25 protein-coding genes are annotated in these 24,584 nt (G+C 34.3%); 12 read left to right on the top strand and 13 right to left on the bottom strand.

All coding sequences use genetic code 11. From position 1 onward, the window contains the following. The first annotated feature begins 28 nt into the window (after positions 1-28). From lspA to ACTCAF_RS00640, 6 genes are read left to right on the top strand one after another with little or no spacing between them, the layout of a single operon-like run. Complete coding sequence (gene lspA, locus ACTCAF_RS00615; protein ID WP_463061362.1) at positions 29-514, top strand: signal peptidase II; 486 nt, start codon at positions 29-31, stop codon at positions 512-514. Beyond that, positions 498-2,051, top strand: a complete 1,554-nt coding sequence (gene purH, locus ACTCAF_RS00620) for a bifunctional phosphoribosylaminoimidazolecarboxamide formyltransferase/IMP cyclohydrolase (RefSeq protein ID WP_463061363.1) — start codon at positions 498-500, stop codon at positions 2,049-2,051. The genes lspA and purH overlap by 17 nt, the downstream gene beginning before the upstream one ends. 14 nt (positions 2,052-2,065) lie before the next feature. After that, on the top strand, positions 2,066-3,346 hold the full coding sequence (gene purD / locus ACTCAF_RS00625; RefSeq protein WP_463061364.1) for a phosphoribosylamine--glycine ligase: 1,281 nt from the start codon (positions 2,066-2,068) through the stop codon (positions 3,344-3,346). Beyond that, the gene (purE, locus tag ACTCAF_RS00630; protein ID WP_463061365.1) at positions 3,347-3,856 is read left to right on the top strand and encodes a 5-(carboxyamino)imidazole ribonucleotide mutase; all 510 of its coding nucleotides are present in this window, start codon (positions 3,347-3,349) and stop codon (positions 3,854-3,856) included. 3 nt (positions 3,857-3,859) lie between these two features. After that, positions 3,860-4,456, top strand: a complete 597-nt coding sequence (locus ACTCAF_RS00635; protein ID WP_463061366.1) for an L-threonylcarbamoyladenylate synthase — start codon at positions 3,860-3,862, stop codon at positions 4,454-4,456. 19 nt (positions 4,457-4,475) lie between these two features. Further along, positions 4,476-5,393, top strand: a complete 918-nt coding sequence (locus ACTCAF_RS00640) for a YeiH family protein (protein WP_463061367.1) — start codon at positions 4,476-4,478, stop codon at positions 5,391-5,393. Here the strand turns inward: ACTCAF_RS00640 and ACTCAF_RS00645 are convergent. From ACTCAF_RS00645 to ACTCAF_RS00660, 4 genes are read right to left on the bottom strand one after another with little or no spacing between them, the layout of a single operon-like run. Then, positions 5,390-6,454: a radical SAM protein gene (locus ACTCAF_RS00645; protein WP_463061368.1), complete on the bottom strand. Its 1,065-nt coding sequence runs from the start codon at positions 6,452-6,454 to the stop codon at positions 5,390-5,392. The genes ACTCAF_RS00640 and ACTCAF_RS00645 overlap by 4 nt on opposite strands. Further along, positions 6,447-7,112, bottom strand: a complete 666-nt coding sequence (locus tag ACTCAF_RS00650; protein ID WP_463061369.1) for a PP-loop family protein — start codon at positions 7,110-7,112, stop codon at positions 6,447-6,449. Before ACTCAF_RS00650 ends, ACTCAF_RS00645 begins: the two co-directional genes overlap by 8 nt. Continuing rightward, a complete protein-coding gene (locus ACTCAF_RS00655) occupies positions 7,109-7,516 on the bottom strand; it encodes an archease (RefSeq protein WP_463061370.1) in 408 nt (135 codons plus the stop codon). The genes ACTCAF_RS00650 and ACTCAF_RS00655 overlap by 4 nt, the downstream gene beginning before the upstream one ends. Continuing rightward, complete coding sequence (locus ACTCAF_RS00660) at positions 7,516-8,403, bottom strand: cell envelope integrity TolA family protein (RefSeq protein WP_463061371.1); 888 nt, start codon at positions 8,401-8,403, stop codon at positions 7,516-7,518. Before ACTCAF_RS00660 ends, ACTCAF_RS00655 begins: the two co-directional genes overlap by 1 nt. A gap of 157 nt (positions 8,404-8,560) precedes the next feature. Here ACTCAF_RS00660 and ACTCAF_RS00665 point away from each other — a divergent pair, with 157 nt between their 5' ends. The 6 genes from ACTCAF_RS00665 (at position 8,561) to ACTCAF_RS00690 (ending at position 14,919) form a co-directional block, all read left to right on the top strand. Then, on the top strand, positions 8,561-9,001 hold the full coding sequence (locus ACTCAF_RS00665; protein WP_463061372.1) for an Hsp20/alpha crystallin family protein: 441 nt from the start codon (positions 8,561-8,563) through the stop codon (positions 8,999-9,001). A gap of 23 nt (positions 9,002-9,024) precedes the next feature. Further along, positions 9,025-10,137, top strand: coding sequence for a molecular chaperone DnaJ (gene dnaJ / locus ACTCAF_RS00670; RefSeq protein ID WP_463061373.1), 1,113 nt, complete (start codon positions 9,025-9,027; stop codon positions 10,135-10,137). Between the two features lie 14 nt (positions 10,138-10,151). Next, positions 10,152-10,523 (top strand): heat shock protein transcriptional repressor HspR, encoded by a 372-nt coding sequence (locus ACTCAF_RS00675; protein ID WP_463061374.1) that lies wholly within the window; start codon positions 10,152-10,154, stop codon positions 10,521-10,523. Between the two features lie 4 nt (positions 10,524-10,527). Beyond that, on the top strand, positions 10,528-13,137 hold the full coding sequence (clpB, locus tag ACTCAF_RS00680; RefSeq protein ID WP_463061375.1) for an ATP-dependent chaperone ClpB: 2,610 nt from the start codon (positions 10,528-10,530) through the stop codon (positions 13,135-13,137). 61 nt (positions 13,138-13,198) lie between these two features. Continuing rightward, positions 13,199-14,125, top strand: a complete 927-nt coding sequence (locus ACTCAF_RS00685; RefSeq protein WP_463061376.1) for a sigma-70 family RNA polymerase sigma factor — start codon at positions 13,199-13,201, stop codon at positions 14,123-14,125. Next, positions 14,125-14,919 carry an ion transporter gene (locus ACTCAF_RS00690; RefSeq protein WP_463061377.1) on the top strand — a complete coding sequence of 265 codons (795 nt, stop codon included), beginning with the start codon at positions 14,125-14,127 and terminating at the stop codon, positions 14,917-14,919. Before ACTCAF_RS00685 ends, ACTCAF_RS00690 begins: the two co-directional genes overlap by 1 nt. 20 nt (positions 14,920-14,939) lie before the next feature. Here ACTCAF_RS00690 and ACTCAF_RS00695 read toward each other — a convergent pair whose 3' ends face one another. The 9 genes from ACTCAF_RS00695 to ACTCAF_RS00735 form a co-directional block, all read right to left on the bottom strand. After that, positions 14,940-15,677 carry an ABC transporter permease gene (locus ACTCAF_RS00695; RefSeq protein ID WP_463061378.1) on the bottom strand — a complete coding sequence of 246 codons (738 nt, stop codon included), beginning with the start codon at positions 15,675-15,677 and terminating at the stop codon, positions 14,940-14,942. Beyond that, a complete protein-coding gene (locus ACTCAF_RS00700) occupies positions 15,677-16,525 on the bottom strand; it encodes an ABC transporter ATP-binding protein (RefSeq protein WP_463061379.1) in 849 nt (282 codons plus the stop codon). The genes ACTCAF_RS00695 and ACTCAF_RS00700 overlap by 1 nt, the downstream gene beginning before the upstream one ends. Before the next feature lie 104 nt (positions 16,526-16,629). Next, positions 16,630-17,280, bottom strand: a complete 651-nt coding sequence (locus tag ACTCAF_RS00705; RefSeq protein WP_463061380.1) for a hypothetical protein — start codon at positions 17,278-17,280, stop codon at positions 16,630-16,632. Between the two features lie 11 nt (positions 17,281-17,291). Next, a complete protein-coding gene (locus tag ACTCAF_RS00710) occupies positions 17,292-18,791 on the bottom strand; it encodes a DUF445 family protein (RefSeq protein ID WP_463061381.1) in 1,500 nt (499 codons plus the stop codon). After that, the gene (locus ACTCAF_RS00715; RefSeq protein WP_463061382.1) at positions 18,772-19,677 is read right to left on the bottom strand and encodes a Ppx/GppA phosphatase family protein; all 906 of its coding nucleotides are present in this window, start codon (positions 19,675-19,677) and stop codon (positions 18,772-18,774) included. The genes ACTCAF_RS00710 and ACTCAF_RS00715 overlap by 20 nt, the downstream gene beginning before the upstream one ends. Further along, positions 19,674-21,326, bottom strand: coding sequence for a Na/Pi cotransporter family protein (locus ACTCAF_RS00720; protein WP_463061383.1), 1,653 nt, complete (start codon positions 21,324-21,326; stop codon positions 19,674-19,676). Before ACTCAF_RS00720 ends, ACTCAF_RS00715 begins: the two co-directional genes overlap by 4 nt. A gap of 14 nt (positions 21,327-21,340) precedes the next feature. Next, positions 21,341-22,705, bottom strand: coding sequence for a protoporphyrinogen oxidase (gene hemG / locus ACTCAF_RS00725; RefSeq protein ID WP_463061384.1), 1,365 nt, complete (start codon positions 22,703-22,705; stop codon positions 21,341-21,343). A 10-nt stretch (positions 22,706-22,715) separates the two neighbouring features. Next, on the bottom strand, positions 22,716-23,804 hold the full coding sequence (locus ACTCAF_RS00730) for a poly-beta-1,6-N-acetyl-D-glucosamine N-deacetylase PgaB (RefSeq protein ID WP_463061385.1): 1,089 nt from the start codon (positions 23,802-23,804) through the stop codon (positions 22,716-22,718). Further along, positions 23,804-24,580 carry an SPOR domain-containing protein gene (locus ACTCAF_RS00735; protein ID WP_463061386.1) on the bottom strand — a complete coding sequence of 259 codons (777 nt, stop codon included), beginning with the start codon at positions 24,578-24,580 and terminating at the stop codon, positions 23,804-23,806. Before ACTCAF_RS00735 ends, ACTCAF_RS00730 begins: the two co-directional genes overlap by 1 nt. Between the last annotated feature and the right edge of the window lie 4 nt (positions 24,581-24,584).

Consider the following 24,584-nt stretch of genomic DNA (forward strand, 5'->3'; position numbering starts at 1 on the left):
CCTTTTTTTATAATCTGAAGGAGTAATTATGAAAAAATATCTTCCTATAATTTTTATCTTGGTGTTAATTGATCAAGTAACAAAATTTTACATAAAACACGTTTTTGATCTATATGAAACAAAAGAGATAATACCGGGTTTTTTCAATCTTACTTTTGTGCTAAACCCCGGGGCTGCATTCGGTTTTCTTGCAAAATTAAATGAGTCGTTCAGGCAGATATTTTTCATTATAGTAACAACTATTGCTATAATTATAGTTATCTACCTTATGTATAAAGAAATGCAACATAAACTCAGGGCATTTTCATATGCTTTAATCCTCTCAGGTGCTATTGGCAACTTTATTGACAGGATTTATCTTGGAAGTGTTGTTGACTTTCTGGACTTTTATATAAAAAATTATCACTGGCCTGCTTTTAACATAGCTGATTCCTGCATCACCGTCGGGATAATTTTGTTAATATTAGATATGATAATAAATAAAAAGGGGGCACAAGATGCTAATCAAACCTAAAAGAGCTCTAATAAGCCTGTCGGACAAAACGGGTATTGTAGAGTTTGCAAGCAAGCTTAATAAGTTAGGAGTTGAAATTATTTCGACAGGAGGAACAGCCAAGCTGTTAAAGGAGTATAAAATCAACATAGTGGAAATTTCTGAATTCACCGGATTTCCGGAAATCCTTGACGGCAGAGTTAAAACTTTAAACCCTAAAGTACATGCCGGAATTTTGAACATAAGAGATAATGAAGCCCATCAAAAGACTATGAAAGAACTCGGGCTTGTTGATATTGATATGGTGGTTGTAAACCTTTACCCTTTTGAAAAAACCATTTCCAATAAAGATGTAAAGCTTGATGAAGCAATTGAGAATATAGACATTGGCGGCCCTACAATGATAAGAAGTGCTGCCAAAAATTTTAAATTTGTTTCTGTTATAGTTGATAATAATGATTTTGGAAAAATAGAAAAAGAGCTTGAGGAAAAAGGTGGCATAACTTATGAAACAAGAATAGACCTTGCAAGGAAGGCTTTTACTCATACTGCAGTTTATGACAGTATTATCTCAAACTATTTCAATCAAATACTCAACATCAAATTTCCGGAAGAAATAGCAATAGCTGCCAGAAAAAAACAGGGTATGAGATATGGAGAAAATCCTCATCAGGAAGCAGCATTTTATACTCAGCCAAATATCAAAGAACCAAGTGTTTCCACAGGCAAACAGTTGCAAGGGAAAGAACTGTCATTTAATAACATCATAGATATAAACGCTGCGGTAGAAATTGTTAAAGAATTTAAAGAACCCGTGGTAACAATAATAAAGCACACAAATCCTTGTGGGACAGCCATTGGGGAAAACAATCTGGATGCATACTTAAAGGCGCTTGAATGCGACCCCGTAAGTGCATTTGGGGGTATAGTTGGAACAAACAGGGAAATTGGAAAAGAATTGGCTGAAAAACTGGCAGAAATTTTCCTGGAAGTGGTAATTGCGCCAAAATTCGATAATGAAGCACTTGAAATATTGTCTGCCAAAAAAAATCTAAGACTCATTGAGATAGAAAATCTTGACAATTTTATCAGAGATGAAGAGCTTGATATTAAAAAAGTTACTGGCGGAATGCTTCTTGCTGACCGCGACCTGCATGTATTTGAAGACGTCAGAACACTTGAAGTACCTACAAAAAGAAAACCCACTGAAGATGAATATAAGGCTCTAAATTTTGCATGGAAAGTTGCAAAACACGTAAAATCAAATGCAATAGTTTATGCTAAAAATGACAGAACAATTGGTGTTGGTGCTGGCCAGATGAGTCGTGTGGATTCATCAAAAATTGCCGCAGACAAAGCAAGAAGCCCTCTTAAGGGGTGTGTAATGGCAAGTGATGCATTCTTCCCTTTCAGAGACAGTGTTGATGAGGCAGCTTCAAGAGGCATAACTGCTATTATTCAGCCTGGTGGTTCAATCAGAGATAAAGAGGTGATTCAGGCCTGTGACGAGCACAACATAGCAATGGTTTTTACAGGCATAAGGCATTTTAAACATTAATAAAGGGGAAATATATGAATATATTACTCATAGGCTCAGGCGGAAGGGAACATGCAATAGCATGGAAGCTTGCTCAAAACGAGAGTATCCAGACAATTTTCTGTGCTCCTGGAAATGGCGGGACCAAACACGAAATAAAGTGCAAAAATACTGAAATTAAACCTGATGACTTTGATGCACTCATCAAATTTGCAAAAGAAAACAATATCTACATGACTGTTGTTGGCCCAGAAGACCCTCTTGCACTTGGAATTGTTGACAGATTTGAAAATGAAGGCCTTAAAATATTTGGTCCACGCAAAGATGCGGCAAAAATAGAGGCAAGCAAAGCGTTTTGCAAGGAGATTATGGTAGCAGCAGGTATCCCAACAGCTTTTTACAGTGAATTTACTGATTTTGAAGAAGCTAAAAAATATGTTTTAGAAAAAGGGGCTCCTATTGTCGTAAAAGCTGATGGCCTGGCTGCTGGTAAAGGGGTAACTGTAGCCTCAACTATTGATGAATCAATAAAAGCTCTTGAAGAAATTTTTATTGATAAAGTATTTGGAGATGCTGGCAACAGGGTTGTCATTGAAGAATTTTTAAAAGGTGAAGAGGCTTCATTTTTGGCTTTTACTGATGGAAAAACTGTTATTCCAATGGTTTCAAGCCAGGATCACAAACCTGTTTTTGACGATGACAAAGGACCAAATACCGGCGGAATGGGGGCATATTCACCTGCACCAATTATGACGGAAAAACTTTATAATTTTGCCCTAAACAAGATTGCATACCCTCTGGTAAAAGAACTCAAAAAACGAAATATCACATATAAAGGGATTATATATGCAGGACTTATGATTGATGGTGACAATGTAAAGGTTTTGGAATTTAATTGCAGGTTTGGAGACCCTGAGACTCAGCCAATTTTGATGAGACTTGAGTCAGACCTTCTTGAAATATTTGACGCCTGCATAAATCAAACATTGGATAAGGTTAATATAAAATGGTATAATGAGCCGACAGTATGTGTCGTAATAGCTTCCGGCGGATATCCCAAAAGTTATAAAAAAGGATATGAAATTACTGGAATTACTGAAGCAGAGAAGCTCGGCAATGTAAAAGTATTTCATGCCGGGACCAAATTTGAAGGTGATAAACTTGTCACTAATGGCGGAAGAGTTTTGGCGGTAACTGCAAGAGGGGAAGAATTAAAGAGTACCATCAAGCTTGCCTACTCTTCAGTGGAAAAAATATATTTCAAAGATATGCACTTTAGAAAAGATATAGCACAAAAGGCATTAAGGAGGCTTTAAATGGCAAAAGTAGGAATTATAATGGGCAGCAAATCTGACTTTGGTATTGCTGAAAATGTAATAACTGTTTTGGAGGAATTTGGTGTAGATTACGAAGTAATTGTATCAAGTGCACACAGGACACCGGAGAGAACTTCTGAATGGGCAAGAAATGCCGAAAAAAATGGCATAGAAGCAATAATTGCAATTGCAGGAGCTGCAGCACATTTGGCAGGTGTGGTGGCAAGTGAATCCAATCTTCCAACAATAGCAGTACCGGTTGCAGCCACTTCACTGGCTGGATTCGACGCCCTTTTATCAATGGTGCAGATGCCAGGCGGAATCCCTGTTGCAACAATGGCTATCGGCAACGCAGGCGCAAAAAATGCCGGCATTTTTGCATGTCAGATTCTGGCTGTAAAATATCCTGAAATAAATGAAAGACTAAAAAAATACAGACAATCAATCAAGGATAAAGTTTATAGGGATAACGAAGAAGTTCAGGAAATTCTTAAAAATAAGAGGCAATAATCTTTGCTAATATTAAAATCAAACAAAGAAAATTTTATAAATATTTTTTCACAGGCTCATAAAAAAAATGAGCCTGTCATTTTTCCTACCGACACAATCTATGGAATCGGTGCTTTTTTTAACGATGAAAAGGCCAACAATAAAATATTTGAACTTAAAAATAGGGACTACTCAAAACCTTTCCCCGTTTTAATTTCAAATATCAATCAATTGTCATATTTAAAGGCTGATTTATCTGATGCCCAGTTAAAAGTTTTGAATAAATTCTGGCCAGGAAAATTTACTTTTATCTTGAATACAAATTTAAACTATAAATATTGTGTTTTGGAAGCAAAAATAGCCGTAAGATTGGTTTCAAACTTACCGGTAGCAGATATGATAGATTATTTTGATAAACCAGTAACTGCTACAAGTGCTAACTTTTCAGGTCAGGAATACGACCCATCAATTAAGAATATAATTAAAAATTTTTCCAATAAGGTAAATTATTATATTTATCAGGGCACAGATAATAAAAATCCATCCAGTATTATAGATTTGACAATTCCAGGCTATAGGATTATAAGAAATTCCCATAATATCAAATTAGAAGATTTATAAAAATTAAATGGGACTGCTTATGAGTAAAATACTTTATTTCGCTTTTCTAACACTATCATTAATGCCTTTTGTAAAGTCGCATCATGCGTTGTTATTGGGTCTTATTTTAGGTATCTTTTTTGAAAATCCATTCCCCAAACAGTCAGCAAAAATTAGCAAACAGCTGCTTAAACTTGCTGTTGTAGGGCTTGGATTTGGAGTGCCACTTTATAAAGTCGTTGAAGTGGGTAAAAATTCTATTCTCTTCACTTTTTTAGGTATAATTTTTGTTATTTTTACAGGCTATATATTAGGCAAATATATAAAAATAGAGCCTAATGCAAACAAATTGATAAGTTTCGGTACAGCAATCTGCGGAGGAAGTGCAATTGCTGCATTAAGTCCTGTTATTAATGCTGATGAAAAAGATATTGCAGTATCACTTGGTGTGGTATTCAGTCTAAATGCCTTAGGACTTTTAATATTTCCGTTTTTTGGCCACCTTTTGGAAATGAGTCAACATGCTTTTGGAGTATGGGCTGCTCTGGCAATTCATGATACAAGTAGTGTTGTCGGAGCAACATCGGTTTACGGCAATGAAGCGCTTATGGTAGGCACAACAGTAAAACTAAGCAGAGCGTTATGGATTGCTCCTTTTGTAATATTCTTCAGTATTAAAAACAGAAAAGGTGGCAAAATAAATCTTCCATATTTTATACTGTTTTTTATCTTAGCTGCTTTTATCAATTCCTACTTTAAATCTTTTTCAGATGTTTGGCATATTATTTACTTAACAGCCAAACAGATGTTGGTGGTGACACTTTTTTTAATAGGGACAGGCATCTCCCGAGAAACTTTAAAAAAGGTAGGACTAAAGCCGATAATTTTCGGAATAGCCCTATGGATTATTGTAGGTATTTCAAGTTATTTTGCAGTAACCGTATTTAATTTCATTTAGCATTTATAATTTGCAGGAATGTAGTCGCAAAATGGCTCTTCAGCCATATATGACCCTGTAACAGCATATGCCCTGGCTCTACACCCGCCACACACACCTAAGTGTTTGCATACACCGCACTTGCCTTCATAATCTTTAAAACTTCTCAAATCATTAAATAGTTTTGAGCTTTCCCATATATCTTTCAGGCTTTGTTCAAACACATTACCGGCCGGCATTGGAAAATATGAACAAGGCAACACATCCCCATCAGAGTTTACAAAGCAGATAGACTGGGCAGCAATACAGCCTTTTCCGCCACCGGTAGAAAATGTCAAGCTCCTTCTCGTTTTGTCAGTCCCATCCTCTTTGCTTCTTTCATGCCAGATTCTATAATATTGAGGTGCACAGGTTGGTCTGACAAGAATCTCCTCTTCACCTTTTTCCATTTCATAGTGCCAATTTAAAATATCCTCATAATCCTCTTTACTAACAAGCTCTTTCATTATTTCTTCCCCTCTTCCGGTCGGCACAATCAAAAACATATACCAGGCAGTAGCACCAAGCTTCTTTGCAAGTTTATACGTATTTTGGATATCATGCTGATTTCTCTTTGTAAAAGATGAGTTTATAATAAATTTTATACCGTGCTTATTAAAATATTCAGAAGCCTTCAACACACCTTCAAATGCACCTTTTTGCCCTCTAAAATCATCATGAATTTCAGCCGTTGACCCATCAAGACTCAAAGAAACTATTTTGATTCCGCTACTCTTAATTTTTTCGCAAACTTCATCATTTACCAGCACACCATTTGTAGCCATGCACATTCTAAAACCTTTATCAGTTCCATATTTGGCAATATCAAATACGTCCTTTCTCAAAAGTGGTTCGCCCCCGGAAAGCACTATAACAGGGGATGCAAAAGTGGAAATATCATCAAGAAGTGCTTTGCACTTTTCTAATGTAAATTTCCCTTCGGCAGAATGTATGTCTGAAGAGGAACGGCAATGCACACAATTTAAATTGCATTTTGCAGTTATTTCCCATGCCATCCATTTTAAAGTCCAATCTTTATTCATTTGATTCTCCATAAAAATTATTTTCTTCTATCAAATCCATAATATTATTGTAGAGATTATAGTTTTTATTCAGTTTGTCAATAGTTTCTCGAAAACCACTTCTTAAATTACTTTGAAAAGTACACTTATTTTCAATATCATATAGATTATTTTTCCTTGCATAAGTTTCAATATATTTTCTATCGCAAAATGCAAAAGGTCTTAAAAAATTGTACTTGCCAAAATACGTTCTTTTTAGAGGCATACTTTCAAGTCTTTTGTGGTAAATTTGATTGTATAAAAAATTTTCTACAAAATCACTTTTATTATGTCCAAGAAGTATGTTGGTAATATTGCTTTTTTCAGCATATTCAAGCAATGCCCTTTTTCTTATTCTGCTGCACAAACTGCAGTTTACGGGGAATTTTATACTATCGTTGATTTCAAGCTCCACTACGCCAGTAGATTCAAGACGTTTGATACCCTCAGCAAAAACAGGGACATGACATGCGATTGTCCTGGCTTTTATTTTCATATCAGATTTATACCTTTTAATGACATCCAGGAGCACCTGGCTATCAAGGCCACCTGAAAATGCTACGATACAATCATCTTTTAAAAAACTATGAATCTTCTCAAATTTTATTACCGCACCGATTATCTTTTCATAAACCTTCATATGTCAAATATCACAAATGCATTCCAATTTCCTTCTTTATTTTTCACAAAAAAATTGTGCTTTGTAACGGCCTTCACTTCAATTTGCAAAATATCATCAGCTAAAATTATTTTCAAAGAAACTTTATATGAGCCATCCTTTTTTTCAACTTTATCAACTTTTAAAATACAGCTTTTTGTATAAAGATAAAAAATAGCCTCATCAAGAATTTCGAAAACCAGCTCTTCAACAGTCTTAAACTGAAAAGAGATTATCCCCACTTCATTTTTGACATCAGGCATTTTGTCAAAACATATAAAATAAAGTCCTTGAAGACAATTTTCCAAAAGCTCTTTTTCATTGGTTCCAAAAGCCTCAATACCTACATCAGCAGTAGTTGGCACAATCCTATATTTATCAGGCATCAATATATACCTATAAACCCAAGTTTGTAACTAAAATATCCGTCCACATTAAGCCTCTCTAAACCAAAAGAGTCGCTCAACGGAACCTTGCCCATATTATTCAGCGCATTTACAGCTGCATTGTCAAGATCAGGATAACCGCTGCTTGATACAATCTGAATATTGGTAATAGTACCATCTTTCAATATGGAAAATTTTATTCTTACAGTTCCTTCTTCATAATTCATTACTGACCTTGAAGGGTATGTCCATACATTGTATAACCTTCTCTTAAATTTATAAAAATATGAGGCATATTTAAACTTCATAGAATTAAAATTTACATCGTCCTCCCCTTCTCTGGACGTACTTAAATTATAATTTGCCACATCATTGATAATTTCGCCCGGATTAAGTATATTTTTTATAAGAGACTTGTTATCAAGAATGCTTATCTGTTTATCATTTGCATTGTTTTCTTCCCTTTTATTTTGCTCATCTTTAAAAATTTTATCATCTTTTTTTTCTGCAATATCCTTTGATATTTTTTCTTTTATCTCATTTTTATCAATTTTCTTTTCGACATTTTCTTCCTTAACAATTTTATTTTGAGGTTTTTCAGGCAATATATATTTTTCAGCAGGAGAAGATTTTATTTCCTTTTTTGTATCTGAAAAATCATCTTTTTTGACATCAGTCTTTTTTTTCAAATCAATATCTTTATCGCTTAAAATATCAGGCTTGTCTTTTTTTTCACTTTGAGTTTCTTTTTTTTCCTTTTTTATTATATCTACATATGTAGGTTTCTCATTTTTAGGCTCTGCTTTTTCAAAATGAAAAAGATAAAAGAATCCAATATGCACCAAAAACGATAAGATTATAAAAAATATTATTTTTCTGTCTTCCATACAAAGTTTATAATATTCAAAATTTTTATACAAATAAAGGATTTTTAATTTTTTGAAACGTTCAGAAAATAATATTATAAATACTCAATAAAAAAACTTGACATAAATACACTCAAATATTATTATATTGTTAGAATAAAATTTCAGGAGGTGCGATATGGCAATCGTAAGATGGGACCCATTTAAAGACATCATGTCATTGCAGGAAAGAATCAACAAAATATTTGACGAAACTGTTCAAAATGACAGAAAGTCTCAGTATGGTGAATGGTACCCACCAGTAGACATATTTGAAAAAGAGAACGGAATCTCTATTGTAATGGAAATACCAGGTGTATCAGAAAATGATATTGACCTTCAGATTACTGATGGAATACTCACAATCAAAGGCGAGAAAAAACTGCCTTATGAAAAAGACAGCGACAATTTTTACAGACTTGAGAGAAACTTTGGTAAATTTGCAAGATCATTCTCATTGCCAAACACAGTTGATCACAACAAAATTAAAGCAAGTCTCAAGGAAGGGATATTGAAGATTGAAATTGGCAAAAAGGATGAGATAAAGCCAAAAGTAATTAAAGTTGAAAAAGAGGACTAATATAACAAATAAGTGGTGATTCTATGACAAAACAGAACTATTATGAAATACTTGGAATAAACAAAAATGCGACTCAGGATGAAATAAAAAAAGCTTACAGAAAGCTTGCACGCAAGTACCATCCTGACATAAACCCTAACAACAAGGAAGCTGAAGAAAAGTTTAAGTTGGTTTCGGAAGCTTACGCTGTTTTGTCAGACCCAGAAAAAAGAAAGCAGTATGACACATTGGGGCATGATGCCTTTACATCCGGTGGTCAGGGATATGATTTTTCAAACATGAATTTTGAAGATTTGAGAAACTTCAAATCCCATGGTTTTGACATATTCGGAGATATTTTTGATGAGCTTTTTGGAGGCAGAAGAGGTAAAAAACACTCCTCTTCTGCTGCTCAAAATGGTGAAGATATCTACTATACAATAAACATACCTTTCAGGGATGTAATTTACGGCAACACGTATGAACTCAACATAGCAAGAAAAGTCACCTGTAGCAAATGCCTTGGCAAAGGTGGAAGCAAAACAGTTTGCCCTACCTGTAATGGTACGGGGGTTTCAGGGCAAAGGTCAGGATTTATCAATATGATGTCCACATGCAGATCATGCGGTGGTAGCGGAGAAGCTTTTACATCAGTTTGTTCAGGTTGTGGCGGTTCCGGATTTGTTACTGCAAAAGAAAAACTAAAAGTAAAAATCCCTGCCGGGGTAGACAATAATTCAAAAATCAGAATTTCCGGTAAAGGAAACGACGGAAAAAATGGCGGGAAACCTGGAGATTTATATATAATTACAAATGTAAGCCCTCATAAATTGTACAAAAGACAGGGGAATAACCTGTATATAGACGTGGAAGTTGATATGTTTGAGGCATCACTTGGAGAAAAGATAACTATCCCAACCCCTTATGGAGCGGTAAATATAAATATCCCTGCAGGGACACAGCCAAATCAGCAACTTAGAATCAGAGGAAAAGGTGTACCAATAATAAATGGGAGCTCAAAAGGTGACCTTTATGTAAACATAATCGTCAAGGTCCCACAGGTAGCAATCGAACAGGATAGGCAAACACTTAAAGAAATAAAAAAGAGATACAGCATTGCTGACAGAAAACACTTGTTAGAAAAAGGACAATTATAAATCCGGGGTGACTTATGAAAAAAAAACCTTTGTATATGATAAGCATAGTTTCGGAAATGTTTGAAATTCACCCCCAGACACTAAGGCAATATGAAAGGCTGGAGCTTCTAAAACCTTCAAGGAGCGAAGGTAACACCAGATTATACTCTGATGAGGATATTGAAAAGTTAAAATTTATCCTGACACTTACAAGGGAAATGGGGGTAAATTTGGCAGGTGTTGAAATAATAATGAACATGAAGGAGCAGATTGAATCACTGCAAAATCAGGTAGATATGCTTCTGAAATATATAAAAGAAAATTGCGACAAATCAAAAAAGGAAGGTGCACTTGTACCTTCCCCCAAAAAGGAAATTATAAAAATAAAAGTGGAAAGAGAGGAGTAAGAATATGATAAACTGGAACAAACTAACAATAAAATCTTCCGAGGCCATTCAAGGTGCACAGGCACTTGCTGAACAGCTCAGCCATCAGCAAATTGAACCGGAACACCTTCTTACTGTTTTACTCAAACAGGAAGAAGGGATAGTTAAACCTATTTTGCAAAAAATCGGTGTAAACGTACCGGGACTGCTTGAGGATACACAGGATATTTTAAAAAAACTTCCAAAGGTAAGCGATGTAAGCCAGATTTACATTTCTGGTGACACAAAAAAGGTGCTTGATTATGCCTTTAAAGTTTTAAAGGAATTTCAGGACAGTTACGTTTCAACTGAGCACCTTCTGCTTGGAATTGTCGAAAATGCCGGTTATTCTCTAAGACAAATTCTAACCAAACAGGGGATAGACAGCAGCACAGTTAAAAAAGCCATCAAGGAAATCAGAGGCTCAACAAAGGTTGATAGTGAAGATCCAGAGTCAAAAACTGAAGCACTAAAAAAATATACAATTAACTTAACAGAATATGCAGAGCAAGGCAAACTTGACCCGGTTATCGGAAGAGATGAAGAGATTAGACGTGTAATACATGTTCTTTCCAGAAGGACAAAAAATAACCCTGTGCTTATTGGAGAGCCAGGTGTAGGTAAGACTGCAATTGTCGAAGGTCTTGCCCAGAGAATTGTAAATAAGGACGTGCCTGAGACATTAAAAGATAAAATTGTGCTGACACTTGATCTTGGAGCCCTTATAGCAGGCACAAAATACAGAGGTGAATTTGAAGACAGATTAAAGGCAATATTGAAAGAAATAAAAGAAAGAGAAGGAGAAATTATCCTTTTCATTGATGAAATTCATACACTTGTGGGTGCTGGTGCTGCAGAAGGTGCTATGGATGCTGCTAACCTATTAAAACCTGCTCTTGCAAGAGGTGAACTGCACTGTATCGGTGCCACAACCCTTGATGAGTATAAAAAACATATTGAAAAGGATGCTGCCCTTGAGAGAAGATTTCAACCGGTGATGGTAGATGAACCATCTGTTGAAGACACAATTTCAATTTTAAGAGGATTAAAAGAAAAGTATGAGGTTCACCACGGAGTAAAAATAAAAGACTCTGCTCTTGTGGCTGCTGCATATCTTGCCCATAAATACATTTCTGACAGATTTATGCCCGACAAGGCAATAGATTTAATTGATGAAGCTACAGCAAAACTTAGAATGGAGATTGACAGCCTCCCAACAGAGCTTGATGAACTTGACAGGAAATACAGGCAACTTGAGATTGAAAGACAGGCTCTTTTAAAAGAAAAAGATGAAGCAAGTAAAATCAGACTGGAAAAAATTGAAGAAGAGCTTGCAAACCTCAATGAAAAGATTAATCAACTGAAAGCTCACTGGAAAAATGAAAAAGAACTTATTCAGAGCATCAGGGAAGTAAAAGCTAACATCGAACAGCTTAAAACAGAAATGCAAAACGCAGAGCGCAACGGCAATTTTGAACTTGCTTCCCAGATTAAGTATGGAAAACTTGTGGAAGAAAACAAAAAACTTGAAGAACTCAACAGCAAACTGAAAGAGATACAAAAAGACTCCAAGATGCTCAAAGAGGAAGTTGAAGAAGAAGATATAGCTGAAATTATCTCAAAATGGACAGGGATTCCTGTGACAAAGCTTTTAGAAGAGGAAGCCGATAAATTAATTAGAATGGAGGATTTTCTTCACAAAAGAGTAATTGGTCAGGAAAAAGCGGTACAGGTCATAAGTGATGCTGTAAGAAGAAGCCGCGCAGGACTTAACAATCCAAAAAGGCCTATTGGTTCATTTATATTTTTGGGGCCAACAGGTGTGGGAAAAACCGAACTTGCAAAAGCCTTGGCTGAATTCCTTTTTGACACTGAAGACGCTCTGATAAGACTTGATATGAGCGAATATATGGAAAAGCATTCCGTAGCAAAACTTATAGGAGCCCCTCCCGGATATATAGGATACGAAGAAGGGGGACAGCTCACGGAAAAAGTAAGAAGGAAACCTTACAGTGTTATTTTAATGGATGAGATTGAAAAGGCACATCCTGATGTATTTAATCTCCTGCTTCAAATATTGGACGATGGAAGACTAACTGATGCTAAGGGTAGAACTGTAAATTTCAAAAACACAGTAATAATAATGACATCCAATATTGGCAGCGAAACCATACAAAGCTTTTTTGAACAAAATAAAGACTTTACATCAAAATATGATGAAATCGCTTCTATGGTGTTTAAACAGTTGTCAAATTTTTTCAAACCAGAATTTTTGAACAGGGTTGATGATATTATAGTATTTCACCCGCTTGATGAAAATCACCTTAAAAACATTGCAAAAATTTTGCTTGACGAATTTAAGGAAAGATTAAAGGAAAACTTTATAGAAATAGAATTTGACGAAAGCGTTATAAACGAAATAGTGAAAGTTGGCTTTGACCCCAAGTTTGGAGCAAGGCCGATGAAGAGAGCGATACAAAAAATAATAGAAAACAAAGTAGCCGAAGCAATACTTAAAGGGATAATTGTTAAAAACTCAAAGGTGTTTGCAACATTTGAAAATGGAAATTTAAATTTTGATGTTAAAATAGGATAATTATGGTATAATACAGTGAACAAAAAGTGATTTTTTTAAATCATTATCTTAAGGTAGGTAAATGGATAAAGAAAAAAGCAAGATAGAAGAGATTGATGATATTGAAACAGAAGAAAATGACGAGGGGATAGATTTCCTTGTGGAAGATATCCCCTTCCCCCCTGTTTCTGAAGACTCCCTAAAAACCTATTTAAACAAAATCTCCGAATATACTCACTTTACAAAAGAGAAAGAGTATGAGCTTGGAAAAAGAATCCAGCAAGGGGATGAAGAGGCCATCAAAGAGCTCGTACTTGGCAATTTGAAGTTTGTTGTTTCAATTGCAAACAGGTATCGAAATTCAGGGCTTTCCATGAGCGATATAATAAATCAAGGAAATTTGGGCTTATTAGAAGCTGCGAGAAGATTTGATCCGGATAAAGGGGTTAAATTTATCTCTTATGCCGTCTGGTGGATTCGTCAGGCAATAATTCAGGCGCTGGCTGAGCAGTCAGGCACTGTAAAACTACCAATAAAACAGGCAAGCATTTTGTATAAAATTAATGAAGCCACTGAAAAATTAAGTAAAGAGCTCGACAGAGAGCCAACGGCAGATGAGATTGCATCATATCTTGACATGGAACTTGCTGACGTAGAAAATGTTTTAAGGGTTTCAAGAAATTACCTCTCCCTTGAAGCACCCCTTAAAGAAGGTGAAGATAAAACATTTATAGATCTTCTTGAATCCGAAAGCAAATCTGTCGAAGATGAAATAATACATACCAATCTTAAAAACTCCCTTGAAGAAATTGTAGAAGAATTACCTGAGAGGGAAGCTGAAATTATAAAACTTAGATTTGGACTTGAAGGCGAAACACCAAAAACTCTTGAAGAGATTGGTGAAATGATGAAAATAAGCAGAGAGAGAGTCAGGCAAATTGAAGCAAGGGCTCTCAGCAAGCTCAAAAAAAAGGCTATGAAGAAAAAACTTTACGACTATCTTAACTAATGACTCTAAGAAAAAGACTATATGAAATTATATTTGAAGCTGAAACAAAAGCAGGTAAGCTTTTTGATCTAATTCTTCTTTTGTCAATTTCACTTAGTATATTTGCATCGATACTTCAAAGTGTAAAAAGCTTAAATTTTGAATATGGTAACATTTTCTATGCTGTTGAGTGGCTTTTCACTATTCTATTTACAATTGAATATTTCTTAAGAATTTATACCATTGGCAAGCCATTAAAATATATTTTCAGTTTTTATGGCATTGTTGACCTTCTGGCTATCTTGCCTACATATCTTGAAATTTTTTTGGAAGGCACACATTTTTTGGTAGTAATCAGAGCAATTAGACTTCTTAGAATTTTCAGAATATTAAAACTTACTAAATATGTAAATCACGGCTCTGTAATTATAATGGCATTAAAAGCCAGTAGATACAAAATAACTGTTTTTTTATTTGCCGTTTTGAATGTGGTTATAATTGTAGGAGCAATAATGTATGTTGTTGAAGGGCCCGAAAACGGTTTTACAAGTATCCCCCGCTCGATATATTGGGCAATAGTTACACTTACAACAGTAGGTTACGGAGACATATCCCCTTCAACTGCTCTCGGGCAGTTTATTGCGTCCTTTGTAATGATAATCGGTTACGGTGTAATTGCAGTGCCAACAGGAATTGTTACATCTGAAATGAGCAGATACAATAAACCTGTGACCACCGAAGCCTGTCCTGCATGTGGTCAGGATGGACATGATCTTGATGCCAAATACTGCAAATATTGCGGTGCAAAGCTATAAACTTTGTTTTTAAAAATTAACTAAATCGTTTCAACTTTATCAATTACCTTTTTTGCAATAAAAAACAAAACCACCATCATGACAAATAAAAGAAAAAAATCATAAAAAGAAAAACCGTTACCAAGCAAAGAACTTCTTATCAGCCTGTTAGAATATGTTAAAGGGAAAAAATACGCAATATATCTGATAACTGCTGGCATATCCTCAACAGGATAGAATGTACCGGACAAAAAAATCATCGGTGTCATTACAAATGTATTCACGCTAAATTGATCTCCATGATTTTTTACAATTAATGCAACAATAAAACCGATTAAAGAAAATGTCAAAAGATGCACTATTAGAGATATTATAAATAAAAAACCAGGTCTCATTCCTACATTCAGGAACACGCCATAAATATAGACAATTAAAACAGGAATTAACCCTTTTACTACACCGTATAAAGACTCACCGGCAATTATCTGCCATCTTTTAACCGGGGCAAGCAAATATTCATCAAAAATTTTGAAATAAAACCTTGAAATATTGATTTCAGTTGAAATTCCATACGCCTGATTCATCGAACTCATAGTAATAAGACCTGGTATCAAAAAATGTACATAATTGATTCCACCTATATCAGAATTTTTTTCAATTCCAAAGCCAAATGCCAATAAAAACAACAATGGGGACACAGAACTTGAGAGAATAACTTTCCAGATTCTTGATTTAAGTACTAATATTTCTCTTAAAAAAATACCTGAAATCCCATGCATCAATTTATCCTTTTACCCGTTACTTTAAGATAAACATCCTCTAAATTCACTTCTCTTATTTTTGCAAATGTTGCATCTTTTATTGACTCAAGCCTATGTACAGCGTCGTCCCTACTCTGATAAAACTCTTCCAATGTTTTGTCATCCTTAAAAATCTCAAGAGCATATTTACCCATTTCACTTTTCAGAATCTCAGGCTCCCCTTCCTTAACAATCACCCCATCACTTATAAAATATACATAATCTGACAATCTTTCAGCCTCTTCAATGTAGTGAGTGGTAAGAAGTATAGTGCACCCGGTTTCAATCTTTATCTTTTTAATAAAATCCCACAATATTCTTCTTGATAAAGGGTCAAGCCCCACAGTTGGCTCGTCAAGCAGTAACACTTTTGGATTGTGAAGAAGCGCTCGTCCTATAACAAGACGTCTTTTTAATCCTCCTGAAAGATTCCCTGCCTTTTTGTTTTTATGTTCATTTAGTCCGGTAAAATGTAACATCTTATCTATGGCATTATCTATTTCACCTTTTTTATATCCAAATAAAACAAGATGGATTAACCAATTTTCAATAACGGTTAAATCTCTGTCAACGTTATTGATTTGAGGAACAACACCTATAGCCCTTTTAACATTGTTATTTTCGGTATAAAAAAGAGATTCTCCATAATAAACTTCACCGGCGTCTGCTTTTAAAAGGCCTGTCAAGATATTAATAAGAGTTGTTTTGCCCGCACCGTTTGGTCCAAGAAGCGCGGTTATGGAGTTATTTTCAACATTTAATGTAACTCCGACTAATGCCTTAACATTTTTATAACTTTTGCGTAAGTCCTTTATAAATATGTTCATACTTTACCAAAAAAATTGTCAACCTATATAATTCTACTCATTACATTGTTATTTCAACAAACCCATATCTTTCCAGAGAATTGCATAATAGCAAATAACTTATTCTACTCGCAAACTTTCTTTATCTCCTCTTTTGAAAGACCAATTTCCTGCATTTTCAATATCTTATCTACTGTGCATTTGGTGCCTTTATTTTCTGTATTATCAGTTGGCTCTTTTGGCTCAGGTTTTACAAGGTCAAGTTTTATTGGCTTTGCCTTAATTGAAGCCAGAGCCTCAACAAATTTATAAGCTGCATCCTTATTGTTAAATGTCAACTCAAGATTATGAGAGCAGCCAAATTTGGAATAATCATCCCAGACAACTTTCACGCCATTATCAGAAACTCTTGGCTCATCAAAAACATATCCGTAACAATTGTTATCCACCGAGTCGCTCTTAACCTTTATAGTATATTTGCCACTGTTTTCTTTTACATAAGCTTCAAGATTGCTCCCATAAACTTCCCAAAATCTCAAAAATTTTTTATTTGTACCTTCCTTGCTCCATAAAAAAGCAAAAGCATTCCCCTCATCACTTACAATTGTTTTCGCAAACTTTAAGTTTGAATCAATTTCCAGAGATTGAAGGCTTGACTTTAGGATATTTATTGCCTCACTTCTCTTTAATTTTGCCCCCTTTGTATCTATTTTCACACCTTTGGAACACGACACAACGAGCAAAACAGCAACCAAAATGGCAAATAACTTCTTCATAAAACACCCCTTTATATAAATTTAAAAAATATAATCTGAACACAACCAAAAATAAATCCAAGCACAAAACCAAGTATGTTAATCCATTTAAACTGGTCTTTCATAAAAGAAAACAGCATATTCTCAACTTCATACAAATTAAGAGAATTTATCTTTTCCTCAACAATACTCTGAATATTAAGTGTTTCAAGTACCGGAGTGATATTCCTGTGTAAAAGTTCATTTGCTTCTCTTGTAACAAAATCAACAATATTTCTGAATGTTTTTTGGGAAATTTTGTCATAAATTCCGGAAATTTTTAAATTACCAATATTTTTGCAAGATATTCTCACAATGGTGCTTTTTATATCTTCATTTTTTAACTTTTTCAAAAGAATCTTTTTATAAACATTTTCTGAAGAGCCTGGACTAATCAAATCGTAAATATCTCCGACTTTTATATTATTCAATTCACTGGCATTTGAGTCAATAATGTATGAAATTTTATCAACTATAAAAGGGGAGTTCATAAAGCTTAATAGTTTCCCCTCAAAGAATGTTTTTATCGAGTAGAAATCTTCTACTTTTAATTTTTCTACAAGCTTATAAACCGGCATATCAAGAAAATCAGCTACCTTATTCTTTATTGTAATGCTTATCTTTTCTTTAATCTCTTCACTTTCTGTTATATTTTCAATAATTTCTGGAAATTTGGAGTTTACAATATCTGCTATAACGTCCTCATTAAGAAAAAGATTCAGCATTCCAAGTTTGAGCTGGTCAAAGAGACCAGTTTTGAAAGAATTATTTTTAATATCAACAAGTTTTTTTACAATTTTCTTTTTTACTTCTTCATCTTCTGATAATTTTTTTATGTACTCAAGTATTTTTAATGTGATATTTCCCGAAGAATTTATCAGCGATTCATAAAAACTTGCAGGGATAATCTGCCTTAAGCAAACACCTGAAAGTATTATATTGTTTAAATAAGCAGAAATTTCCTTTATAAGTTTTTGCTTCCACTTTTCATTTTCAAATACTTTTTTAATGATGTCAGTCAACACTTCACCAACATCAATAAAATCACCAAGTTTGAATTGTTTTATATTTTCAACTATAATTTTAATCAAAGAATCGATAAATTCTTCATTCAGCAATATTCTGTCGTATACCAATTCAATCAATTCACCTAAATTTAAACCAACCTTATTAATCAGCTGCTCGAAATCACCGTAATCCTTGCTTAAAATATTTCGCAGCTCTTTCCTGATAAATTCCTGCAAGTAAGCTTGAAACTCTTCTTTCTTGAATGATTTCAAAATCTCTTTTTCTGTAAGAAGGTTATTGCCGACAAGGATACCAACTTCTTTGGCAAGTTTTCCTCTGTTTTTAGGTATTACGCCCTGCCAGCCAAGACTATATATCCTTTTTTTGTGTGGCCTGAAAAGCATTTTGATGGCAAGGTAATTTGTGAAATAACCTACAAAACCGGTAACAAAAGGTATTGCTATCTCATTTGCAGTAAGAAACAACAAGTCCCTCCCTTAACCCAAAATCACTGATTATCAATTCATCAATTGAAAATATTTCCATACTTTTGATAACTATTGCAGCACCTGCAATTATCAAATCTGCCCTCCCCTTTTCAAGGCCTTCGATTTTTTCTCTTCCTTTTATGTCCAAATTACAAAGAATATCAAATATCTCTTTTATCCTTTCATATTTTAACCTGTAGTTGTTTACCTTTCTATAATCGTAATCAACAAGTTTCATATCGATTGCGGCAAGTGTTGTAGCTGTCCCTGCAGTTGCTATTGCGCAGTCAATTTTGCGAAGTGGTAAACTTAAGATTACAGAATTAACTCTGTCAAAAAGCCTAACTTTCATCTCTTCTGAAATTTTGCCGGTAAAATCATACTCGTCAGACAATTTCACCACACCAAGATCAAAACTTTTGTTAAATACAATACTTCCTTTATCAGATATAATATATTCCGTAGAACCACCACCTATGTCGAAAATAAGAGATACCTTATCCTCAATATCAATTACAGAAGCCACCCCTTTAAACATGTACTCAGCTTCCTCCTCGGAAGAAATAACCTCAATTTTTATTTTAAGTTTTTCAAATATTGCATCAACTATTTCCTTGCCGTTTTCTGCTTCCCTGAGGGCACTTGTTGCAACATATCTTATACCAATATTATCAAAATCAGCTACTGATTCTTTTACGGATAAAAGTGCGCATAAAAGTCTTTCAAATGCTGCCATAGATATTCTATTGGAATTTTTAATACCTTCAGCGAGCCTTATGATATGCCTTTGCTCATACAGAATGTTGTTAATCTTACCTGAAACAACATCTGCAACAATAAACCTTAAAGTGTTGCTTCCGATATCAACAGCACCGCAAATCACTTGTTAACACCCTGCAATAACTGAGCTATATTAAATGTATGGTCACCTGCTTTTTCAAGGTTGTTTAATATATCCACATACACAATACCTGCATCCACTGTACAAACCCCTTCATTGAGCCTTTTCATATGGTTATTCTTAAATTCCTTACGTAATTTATCTATAATATTCTCGTCCTCAGTATTAATATTTACTTCATATGTTTCTTTATTATAGATATTCAAGATATTTCTGGCAAACCTGATAACCACATCAAATATCTCTGCCATTTCCTCATTGGCCTTTTCTGAGAAATATATATCCTTTTCAATAATTTTTTCCGTAAATTTTGCTATATTTTCAGAATGGTCAGCTATCTTTTCTATATCATGAAGAACATGAAGTATGCCATCAACAGTTTTGGAACCTTCATCGCTTAGAGATTTTTGAAATAATTTTACTACAAATACCGAAATGTCTTTTTCCAGCTGGTCAACTATATTTTCACGTTGATAAATACTTTCAATAAGTTTCAAATCTCTGTTAAAAAATGCTTTTTTTGCATCTTCAAGCATGGACAGAGCAATATTTGACATCCTCTCGACCTCTTTTTTTGCCTGAGCAACAGCAAGTGCTGGTGTATCAATAAGTCTGTCATCAATATATTTTGTAGTTTTGGTTTTCTCGGCACTATCTTTGACAAGCCTTTCGCAAGCTTTAGCTAACAGGCCAAGCATAGGTAAAAATATTATCGTATTAATTATATTAAACATAGTGTGAAAATTTGCGATGTGTCTTGCTATATATGGCGCATTCCCCTGTGAGTCAGTAAAATAAGGGTCACCTGGTGTTATAATGTCCACAAAATGACCAAAATATTTTAAGAATATATACATATATGCTACACCAAAAACATTAAACAGGAAATGGCCTACTGCAGCCCTTTTGGCATTAGCATTTGCACCGATTGCAGCAAGATTGGCTGTTATAGTAGTTCCGATATTTTCACCAAGTACAAATGCTATTGCAGCTGAATAGTCAATTATACCTGTGCTTGCAAGTGCTATAGTTATACCCATCATAGCAGAGCTACTCTGAACAATCATAGTCAAAACAGTACCAGCAAATATGGCAGCTAAAGGATTTTGTGAAAAATATACAAAAATATCCATAAATTCTTGACTCTTTCTCAAAGGTACAAAAGCACCTTCCATTGTTTTCATTCCTAAAAACAAAAGGCCAAAGCCAAGCAATATTTCTCCAAAATATTGACGTTTTTGTTTTTTTGAAAACATTTTAAAAGCCACACCAAGTGCAATTGCTGGATAGGCAAGCTTACTTATTTTAAATGCGATTAGCTGCGCAGTCATTGTTGTACCTATATTTGCTCCCAAAACAACACTTAATGATTGGGACAAATTCATTAGCCCTGCATTAACAAATCCCACTACCATCACCGTAGTAGCGGAACTACTTTGAATAATTGAGGTTACAACAAGACCTACTATAACCCCTAAATATCTATTGGTAGTAAGCTTTTCAAGTATCTTTCTAAGACTGTTACCTGCCCTTTTTTGCAAACCTTCGGACATTATTTTCATACCAATAAGAAAAAGTCCCAAACCACCAATAAAGCCAGAAATTACCGTCGACCAAGCAATATTCTCCACTTCGCCCCCTTATTTTACTTAATATTTTGAATTATTTTTTCCACTATATCAAAACTTCTTTTTGTACAATCATTAATTCCAACCCCGTACAAGATATTGCCGCCAACATAAAAATTCCCAATCTCTGAAGAAATCTGCTCAACAGATTCAGCTATTTTTAAATGACCAATATAATATTGTGGTATTGCATATTCCCATCTAAAACAAACATTGCTGACAGGCTTACCGGTTATTTTTAGGGTATCCTTTATCTCATTATAGGCAATATCAATAAGCTCCTCATTTGACTTTTCAAGAATCCATCTGTTTCTATCACCACCCATAATTACCCTTATAAGCCTCTTATCATTTTTAACTCTTTCTGGAAAAATTGAAGATGTAAAAAGGGCACCTAAAATCTTTCTATTTTCTTTGGCAGGGATAAGATACCCAAATCCATCGAGACTATCCTTAATATCTTTTTCATCAAACCCAAGACCTACCACAAATGCAGGGGCGTAAGGGATTTTGCCAAAATTAACGGCAAGTTTTTCACTCAAAGGTCTTATAATTTTTTCTGCTTCATAGGCCGGGCAGGTTAATATGACCACATCAAAAGAAATGGAATCATCACCATAACAAATTCTAAATTTTTCATTTTCTTTAAAAATACTCTTAACTGCAGCATTAGTCTTTATGGTAACATTCTCAAATTTCTTTGCAACATCGTTTATTAGATTTATAAGTCCACCTGAATATGATGTAAGCACACCGCCAGGCCCGGCAGGTCCACTTTTCTTCTCTCTTTTTTTAAGCATCCCTTTAAAAAGACCGCCAAATTTAACTTCCAGCTCATAAATTACAGGAAAACATGCCCTCAGGCTCATTTTTTCAGGATCGCCTGCAAAAATTCCTGATACCATAGGGCTGATAAGATAATCACATGCCTCAGAGCCAAGTCTTCTTCTTGCAAAGTCAGCAACTGTTTCATCTTCAAGTATCTTTTGGGGTACAAAATATTCAGCAATTACTCTCAACTTACCCTTCAAGGTAAGAAGGTCTGTTTTGAAGAACTGCGGTGGTTTTTCCGGCAACCTGATAAGCCTGCCGTATCTCATAATATACCTTTTTCTTGCCAGATCGTTGCTTTTGTATAATTTATCCGACAATCCGGCATCATCAACCAACTTTAGTGTATAAGGCTTTGAGTCAAGGAATCCATTGGGGCCAGCCTCAACAGTAAAATCCCCTTTTGTCACTGTGTCAATCGACCCACCAAGCTTTTCATTTTTTTCAAAAAGTGTGATTTCATAGTCTTTCTTGAGCTCTTTCAAGCTCTTGGATAACCAAAACGCGGCAGAAACGCCCGAAATACCACCACCAATTACAGCTATTTTCATCGTCTACCCCTTAAAAACAAGTATTGTTCAGATCAGATAAACTTTCAAATGGAACAAGAACAATACCAGTTTTATAATTTTTAATCAACGTACAAATGCTGTTAACCTCTTTGCTATTAATTAAGCTTTTATCTGAATTAAATTTTCTTACCTGAATTTTCATAAGAATATTGTCAGCAGAAACAGAACTTAAAAGGTTATTTAACATTTTATTCAAGACTTCAAGACTTTCATTAAAATTGAGATTAAGCTCATTCATAATTTGTTCATGGTATCCCATCACTGCAAAATACGAAAACCCAAGCTCTTTATACCTTTCAATAGTTTGTGAATACCATTTTAACCCTTTGGAAGCATCAAGGGGGGTTTCATAATAAATATTAACTGCAAATTTTATTTTGGGATTAACCTTTCTTGTTTCATATCGTAACTCATTCAAAAAATCAGACAAATTTTTAACCTTCCACTTAAACCAGTCATAATCATCAACAGAAGGTAATTTCCCGTAATCAACACTATATCTGTAACTGCTTAAACCTGAAATCCCCTCACCCATTCTTAAGATAAAATCATCCTGTATCAGGATGCCATCAATATCATAGGATGCAAGTTCTTTGAAAAGTGTTATTAATGAATCTCTTGAACCCTTTTTGAAAATGTTTACACCATAACCGTTTTGAATTTTATTATCCCTAATTTCTACTTCATAGCCGTATTTTTCCTTTAAAAAACTCAAGGAGCGTGTCGCCATCCAGGCAAACACTTTGATATCATATTTTTTTGCATAAGGAATTATCAAATCAAGCAAATCAAAAACTGTACAGGTTACTTCGGATTTAAAATAAACACCGGAATCACAATTTGAGACTTCATTAAAGTGAACTCTGTCTGAATTATTTTGAAACACCCTCAAAAATACGGCATTCACATTGTGAGATTTCAGTGTTTTAAAATAATCATCCAGTTGATACCTATACTTTTTATCAAAATTAAATATTTGAACACCATTTATTTTATAAACGGTGTTATCAATAATTGTTATTGCAAAACTGATGTCCGCAATAATAAAAAAGAACAATGTGAACAAAATTCTAAACATCACTTTTTCACAATAAATCCCTTTATTTTAAATCTATTATCTAAATCCTGCAATTTTGACTTTGCTTCTTCGATTGTTGCACTACTGCAGCACCTAACTCTGTACCAAGTCCCCTTTTCTCCAAGATCAGCTTTGATATAATAAATATCATTTATATTGTTTCTCAGTTTATCAACAGCAGATTTTGCATCATTTTCATCTTTGAATGCCATTAATTGAATCACAAAATTAGAATCTGAATCTACGGCTTTTGGAGGTTTTGAAACAGTTTTTAAATTTTCCATTACATTGGAAGAGGTTTCAAGTTTTTCCGTTTTCTTGTTATCAGTATTTTTGGAAATATTGGTAACTTCTTTTTTTATTTGTTCAGAACCGGGATATTCTGTTTTTTTCTCAACAGATTTTTCTTTTTCAATATTTTCAATTTTTTTTTCATTTTTCAAAGTCTTGTTATCAGGTAAATTAATATCAACACTATCTTCTCTTAAAATATTTTCGGCCACTCTTTCAGCTTCTTTCTTTATTTCCTGTACTTTTATCTTATCCCCTTCAAGCTTATACTCAATTTTTTTACCATCTTCGGCCGGTATGGTAGTCAATTGCTCTTTTTTGGTCTCTTCCAGCTCCTTTTTGAGCGCAAAATATTGCGTGGATAGTTTTATAATTGCGTAAGTTATTATTCCAAATATTATAAGAAAGAGGAGGATGAAGCCCAAAATAGATTTCACTTCATCCTTTTCATTCTTTTCTTTTATTTTATCAATATCTTTCATCATATGC

The sequence above is a fragment of the Deferrivibrio sp. genome (genome assembly GCF_055117995.1).